Genomic DNA, 6,639 nt, shown 5'->3' with positions numbered 1-6,639 from the left:
CGGTCGAATTAATTTGGGGTCACGTTTTTTGTTGCGCGCGATCAGTAAAATCGACCGATCGCGCGCATCGCTTTATTTGGATCAAATTAGCCCCTCGGCTCGCGGATTAATTTAGTTCGTAATTTTTAAATGGCTTCTATTACGCATTCCGGCGCGAGCGCTCGCGGCGGCGCGCCGCTATACGCGCACCGCGGCCAGTATGTCGCTGGTTGGGCGAACGTGTCCGAGCCGCGGGAAGATATAACGCACCGACGCTTCATGTTGTTCCGCCGACGCGCAGCTCATGGCGTCTTCGGCGAATACGATGGCGTAGTTGCGTTCGAATGCCGCGCGTGCCGTCGATTCCACGCCGATATTCGTCGAGATGCCCGCGAGGACGATCGTCCGAATACCGCGGCGACGCAGTTGCAGATCGAGCTCGGTTCCGTAAAAGGCATTCCATTGCCGCTTCGTGATCTGAATATCGCGTTCGCTCGCTTCCAGTTGTGCCGGAACGTTCCACCAGTTCGCAGGCAACCCGCCGGCCGGCGCGGGTGTCGGCTGATCGACGCTTTGCCGGAGCACGTCGCCGAAATCGGGGCTCGGCCCGACGCGCACGAGCACGACCGGCGCACCCGTTTCCCGAAAGCGCTTGGCGAGCCGCGCGCTGGCCTCGAGCACGGCATCGGCCGTGCGCGGCCCCTTCGCAAACGGCAGGATGCCTTCTTGCAAATCGATGAGGACGAGCGCGGTAGTACGTGGATCGATAGCGTCCATGATGGGTCCTTTGGGTTCAGTAAGTGGGAATGAGCCAGATTTCGAGGCAAAGATCGGTCTTTGGTCCGGTTTTGCAAGTCAATCAATACGGATAGGCGCGGTTAATACATCGTGCTTCCGCCGTCGGCGGGGCGGCTGCCGGCTCTTCGCGATCGACGGGCAAATCAGCGCAGTGTAGGGCAAGATTGCCTGTCGTATCCCGATCACACATCGATCCTCCGGAGAATCGGCCGATACGACGGCCCGGTCGCCGGCCTTCGCCCCACTTGTATAATCCATCGCAGTCGTATAATCCATCGCAGTCTCGAGTGCGTCACGGGCCATATCGATTGCCTCCTCACGGGTTGCGCCGCAGGTCAGGGCTTCGGGGATATCGCGGAACATCACGGCAAAGCCGACCAAGATCGATACGATCGAAGCGGCGCTAGGCATGCACTTGCAGTTGTGCGCAACGCCCGCGTGACACGTTTTTACCGAATACCTCATCCTTCCCCGCCCCGCGCAACTGTCCAAACCCTATCGATGCCTTCGCTTCACGCCGCCCGACCTCATTCCCCTCGACGCCGCCGTCTGCTGCAAGCCGCCGTGCTCGCCGCCTGTCTCCCGCTAGCAGCCTGCAACGCCCCCCCTCAAATCGGCGGCACATTCGTGCAACTCTGGCGCAGTCATCTCGACTGGACGGCCGATCAATGGCGGGACCGTCTCACCGCCACGCACGCGCTCGGTTGCAAAGAAATCTTCGTGCAGTGGGCCGGCATCGATAGCGAGCCCGACAGCACCTGGATCGCACCTGACTCGATGATCCAATTGCTGCTCGACGAAAGCGCCGCGCTCGGCATGGGCGTCCATGTCGGGGTGCCCTATGACGAGCGTTGGTGGAACGCGATCGGCAACAAGAACGATGCCGTGCTCGATACCTTTCTCAAACGTACGCGCGAACGCAGTGCAAGCTACATGCAAACCGCGTTGTGGACTTTGCACGATGCGTTTCGCGGCTGGTACCTGCCGTATGAACTGGAGCAGTACAACTGGGCGGACCCGGCGCGCCTCGATAAACTCGCCGACTGGCTCGGCAGCATCGTAGACGCAGCGATGGCCACGAGCGGGCAGATACCGACCGTGTCGACCTATTACAGCCGGATCCCGACTACCGGCACCCTCGCCGGCATGTGGAGCGCGCTGCTCGATCGTGTACAGATGCATCCGATGATCCAGGATGGCGTCGGCGTGGCCGGCATCGGCAACTACGACGCACTCAAGCCGCTGCACGACATGTTCATCGCGCGCGGGGCGAAGTTCGATCTGATCGCCGAGTTGTTCGAACAGTTGCCGACGAACAACGACGGCACGGACTTCAAGGCACGGTCAGCCAGCTTTCGCCGAATCGAGGCGCAATGGAACATCGCACGCGATTATGGTGCGCAGCGCATCGTCGCGTTCTCGCTTGACCCGTGGGTACTCGGCGATTCGGACGAGGCGCGGTCGTTGCTCAAGCGCTGGCAGTCCGCAATGAGCTGAGCACGGGGCGGGCGCATCGATCGCGCCTCCGCCTAGGCACTGCCATCAATAACGACATTCAGGTTGATATCGATGTCGATTACAACTGCTTGCCGATAATCTCACGCAGAATCTCGCTCGTCCCGCCGAAGATGCGCAGCGCACGCGCATCGGCCCATGCGCGTCCGATGCCGTATTCGCTCATATAGCCGTAACCGCCATAGAGTTGCAGCAGATCGTCGAGCACTTGTCCCAGCAAGTCCGTCGCGTTGAGCTTGGCTATCGCCGCCGTCACGGGCTCGAGCTCGCCCGCCATGTGCCGGGCCAGACAGTCGTCGAGAAAGACGCGCAGCATGGTGGATTTGGACAGCGCATCGGCCAGTTTGAAACGCGAGTTCTGGTAGTCGACCACGCGCCGGCCGAATACCTTGCGCTCTTTCAGATAGGACACGGCGTCGGCAAGTTGGCCTTCGAGCGAGGCGGCCGCTCGCAACGCAATCGCCAGACGCTCTTGCGCGAGCTCGCGGGTCACATAGTCGAACGCGGCGCCCTCTTCGCCCAGCAAGGCATCGGCACTGAGGCACACGTCATCGAAAAACAGCTCGCACGTGTCTTGACTATGCTGACCGATCTTCGCGAGGGGCGGCCCTTTCTTGAAGCCGGGCACCCCCTCTTCAACGACGAAGAGCGAGAGGCCACGGGCGCCGAGATCGGGGTTCGTGCTGGCGAGTACGATCACGAGCCCCGCGTTCACACCGTTCGTGATGAACGTCTTTTGTCCGCTCAGCACCCACCCGTCGCCTTCCCGCCGCGCACGCGTGCGCACGGCCTTCAGATCGCTGCCCGCGCCGGGCTCGGTCATCGCAATGGCGCCGATGAGTTCGCCAGACGTCATGCGCGGCAGCCACTTGGCCTGCTGCGCGGGCGTGCCGAAGATGGCCAGATACGGCGCCACCATATCCGAGTGAATCGAAAAGCCGATACCGAGACAGTTCGCGCGCGCGAGCGCTTCGATCACGACCGTGGCATGTCCGAAGTCTCCGCCCTGCCCATGAGGCGCCTCAATCGCGCAATTGAGCAGGCCGGCCTCGCCCGCCTTGCGCCATAACGCGCGCGGTGTGATGCCGTCACGCTCCCATTGCGCGTAGTACGGCTCGATTTCGTTGGCGATGAAGCGTTCGACCTGAACGCGGAACTGCTCGTGGTCATCGCGGAAAACGCTGCGCATGGGGTGGCTCCTGCGGGATGGGGTCGATTACTGCGATTACGGTTTGCCACGGTCGAAGACGTCACTGTCCGTACGGGTCGGTCGCGCTCGCCTGGCCGAGCAGCACCGGTTTCGCGGCCGTACCCGTGAGAAACAGGCTGTAGTGATCCCCTGGCTGCAGGGCCGGCAACGTCAGCGGTTCGGAGACAGCCGCGGCGCACGCCGCGCTCAGCTTCGCCGAGACCGGGTTGATGGGACGCGCGGCCGCCGCTTGCTCAGCGACGTTCGCGAACAACATCGGGCCAGCGGGCGCGACCGCGAGGCGGCCGCCATTGCACCCGCGCGCAAGGTTGTAGAAGCGTAGCTCAGCCTTGAGCGCGTCCTGCGAGCCGCCACCGTCGTCGATGACGGTGAACGCGATCTTGCCTGCCTCGCGACGTGGCACGAGCGTGTCGAAGGTGTCCGGGGCAACTTTCAGCGTCGCGACGGTCTTGCCGTCCAACGAGACGCTGAATGTCGTATTGCCTTTGACGATCGCATACGTGCTCGCGATTTTATCGCCCGAGAGCGTTTGCACCGGGCCGTCGGCTATCTTGACCTTGATCGGCGCCCCGTCCGGATTGATCACGCGTACGAACGAGGAACCCGCCGGCGGACGCGCCGTGTACAACTGCGCGAATTTGCCTTCGGCATGGGCCGGCGAGTTCATTGCAGCAAACAGTGCGGACAACGACAGAGCGGCGGTGAAGCCGGACCCGGCGAGACATCGTGCAACACGCTTCATTTCTTCAACTCCTTGGCGGAGCGCATCCGGGACTCCAGATACATACGCTCCAGTTCTTTGCGATCGGCCTTTTGTGTCTGCGTCAGCGGAAAGCCATGACAAACAATCAATTCCGACGGGATCATGTACGGCGGAACGCGCCCGCCGAGCGAGGCTCGCCAATCGGCCAGCGCAGGGGGCGGGGGCAGCAGCCCCGACGGGCCGTGCGCATCGGGATCGACGAATCCGATCATGCGTACGATGGTGCCGTCGGGACGCTTCAGGGCAACGGCCGCGCCCGCGCGCACGCCTCGCAGCGTGGCAAGCGCCGCATCGACTTCGGCCAGTTCGATCCGATAGCCATGCAGTTTGATCTGATCGTCGCGCCGGCCGCGGAACGTGACGAGCCCCTGCTCGTCCATCTCGCCCAGATCGCCCGTGCGATAGCCGCGCTTGCCGTCACGTATAAACATCCGCGTGCCGTTCAGGTCCGGCCGGTTCACATAGCCGCGCATGACATGATCGCCCGCGATGCAAATCTCTCCGTCGTCGATGAACACATCGGCATACGGTTTCGCACGGCCGATCGGGAACGGCAGCGGCGCGGCCGCCCGCAGCACGGGATCGATCTCGACCCACGTCGTCGAACAGGTCGCCTCGGTCGGTCCATACGAATTGACGATGCGTGACGAGGGAAAGCGGCCCCACAGCGCTTCGGCCACCGTCGGCGTAAGCGATTCCGCCCCGAACACGAATGCCCGGAGATCGGGCAGATGGGCGGCGTCGAACGCGGGATCGAGCAATTGCTGACGCACGAAGGACGGCGTCGAAGTCCACACGTTCACGCGAGCGCTCGCCAGATAGGCGGTGAAACGCTCACGGTCTTCGATGATTTCGCGCGGGCATAGCGCACAGGCGCCGCCTGTCACGAGCGCCCCGGCCCAGTTGAACAGCGAGAAGTCAAAGCTGAACAGCATCTGATCCATGAACACCGGCGCATCGCCCAGCGCAACGCAATCACGAATCCAACCGGCGAAGAGGCCCAGGCTCTCGCGGCCGATCTGCACGCCCTTCGGATCGCCGGTGCTGCCCGAGGTGAACATGATGTACGCGAGCCCCTTCTCAGCGAGCGGTGCGGCCTCGACGCCCGTCGACACGAACTCGCGCGCCTGCGCGTCATAACGCAGCCCGGCGCGCACGAGTTCGCCGATCCGCGCAATGCGCTGCTGGGGGTTGACGATATCGATGGGCACGAACGGCACGCCCAGCCGCAGGCACCCGAGCATCGCGACGAGAAACGCCGGCTCCTTGTGCCCCGTGATGACGAGCGGCACGTCCGCGCGGGCGCCGGCCTTCGTGGCAGCAGCCATCCATGCCGAGACAGCATCCGCGAGCGCCGCCCACGAAAGCAGGCCGGCGGGACCGATCACGGCGTCGCGTTCGGGCGCGGCCTGCTCGTTCGCGAATTGGAAACGGTCGAAGTCGAAATGCATGCAAGATCTCCTCGTGAGCGAGAGGGCAAGCGCTCGATCCCTCGCGCGCTCAAGCCTTATGCGATTCGATGTATTGGCCGAGCGTCTGCACCGATTCCAGATGCACGTCGATCTCCGACGGCGGAATCTTGACGCCGAATTCGCGCTCGACGGCAAGCGCGACGTCGACGGCCGACAGCGAATCGATGAGCCCCGATTCGATCAGTAGCGTGTCGGGTTCGACCGACGTCAGGATGATGCTTTCGATGATTTGGGCGAGCTTGGTTTCGATTTCGGCGATAAGCATAGGGTGACTCCGATTCAACGGGTGTTCGATTTCAGAACTGGAAATACAGGAAGCGCGTTTCCTTGTGTAGATTCGCGAGACAGAGGAAGAACAGCGCGAGCACCACGGCCAGCCACGGTGCGTTCGGACGCCAGCGCATCCACGCGACCGCCGTTTCCTGCGCCTTGAAGAGCGCGGGCGAATGGCGCCCGAGGATCTGGTGCACGTTGGGCGTGAACCATGCGATGCCGAGCAGCGCGAGCACGTACACGAGTTGCAGATGTGTGCCGACGATCAGACGCCAGGCATCGCCGGGCGCCATCTTCAGCGCATAGGGGAGCGTACCGAACGACTCGAAGCCGCGCAGGCCCATCATGCCTTCGACGAGATCAACGGCATCGGCCACGCCGTGCGCCCGGACAAAGGCCTGCGCAACGAGGACCGCGATAAACGTGCCGGCGACACTCGCGAGGTTGCCCGCGCGGGTGTTCCTTCGGCTCGCGACGGGTTTGCGCCCGACGACGAAAATGCGCCACGCGTGATTGATCGACAAGTACACCGCATGGAGCAGACCGAACACGAGGTATTGGAAACCGGAGCCGTGCCAAATGCCGGCGAGGCCCATCGTGAAGACAGTCGGCGCCATGATGGTCGCGGC

The 6,639-nt window shown here is 63.2% G+C and carries 7 protein-coding genes and 1 pseudogene; 1 reads left to right on the top strand and 7 read right to left on the bottom strand.

The window, feature by feature from the left end; genetic code table 11:
- Nucleotides 1–177: 177 nt before the first annotated feature.
- Both ACTHL0_RS15625 and ACTHL0_RS15620 read right to left on the bottom strand, forming a co-directional pair.
- A complete protein-coding gene (locus ACTHL0_RS15625; RefSeq protein WP_440567720.1) occupies nucleotides 178–756 on the bottom strand; it encodes a hydrolase in 579 nt (192 codons plus the stop codon).
- Nucleotides 757–834: 78 nt separating this feature from the next.
- A complete protein-coding gene (locus ACTHL0_RS15620) occupies nucleotides 835–1,158 on the bottom strand; it encodes a type II toxin-antitoxin system HicB family antitoxin (RefSeq protein ID WP_440567719.1) in 324 nt (107 codons plus the stop codon).
- A 120-nt stretch (nucleotides 1,159–1,278) separates the two neighbouring features.
- On the opposite strand from ACTHL0_RS15620, the gene ACTHL0_RS15615 reads away from it, so the two are divergent.
- A complete protein-coding gene (locus ACTHL0_RS15615) occupies nucleotides 1,279–2,274 on the top strand; it encodes a DUF4434 domain-containing protein (RefSeq protein WP_440567718.1) in 996 nt (331 codons plus the stop codon).
- A 79-nt stretch (nucleotides 2,275–2,353) separates the two neighbouring features.
- On the opposite strand, the gene ACTHL0_RS15610 is transcribed toward ACTHL0_RS15615, so the two are convergent.
- The 5 genes and pseudogenes from ACTHL0_RS15610 to ACTHL0_RS15590 all read right to left on the bottom strand — a co-directional run.
- Complete coding sequence (locus ACTHL0_RS15610; protein WP_440567717.1) at nucleotides 2,354–3,481, bottom strand: acyl-CoA dehydrogenase family protein; 1,128 nt, start codon at nucleotides 3,479–3,481, stop codon at nucleotides 2,354–2,356.
- A gap of 61 nt (nucleotides 3,482–3,542) precedes the next feature.
- Nucleotides 3,543–4,244, bottom strand: coding sequence for an alginate O-acetyltransferase AlgF (locus ACTHL0_RS15605; RefSeq protein WP_440567716.1), 702 nt, complete (start codon nucleotides 4,242–4,244; stop codon nucleotides 3,543–3,545).
- Nucleotides 4,241–5,716 carry an AMP-binding protein gene (locus tag ACTHL0_RS15600; RefSeq protein ID WP_440567715.1) on the bottom strand — a complete coding sequence of 492 codons (1,476 nt, stop codon included), beginning with the start codon at nucleotides 5,714–5,716 and terminating at the stop codon, nucleotides 4,241–4,243. The genes ACTHL0_RS15605 and ACTHL0_RS15600 overlap by 4 nt, the downstream gene beginning before the upstream one ends.
- 49 nt (nucleotides 5,717–5,765) lie before the next feature.
- Nucleotides 5,766–6,002 (bottom strand): acyl carrier protein, encoded by a 237-nt coding sequence (locus ACTHL0_RS15595; RefSeq protein WP_440567714.1) that lies wholly within the window; start codon nucleotides 6,000–6,002, stop codon nucleotides 5,766–5,768.
- Between the two features lie 31 nt (nucleotides 6,003–6,033).
- Nucleotides 6,034–6,639 (bottom strand): annotated as a pseudogene (locus tag ACTHL0_RS15590) (MBOAT family O-acyltransferase); the annotation flags it as partial.

The organism is Trinickia sp., from assembly GCF_051961175.1.
Taxonomy (GTDB): Bacteria; Pseudomonadota; Gammaproteobacteria; order Burkholderiales; family Burkholderiaceae; genus Trinickia.
Note: the sequence above shows the minus strand (reverse complement) of the source record. Positions and strands in the feature narration are given on the sequence as shown.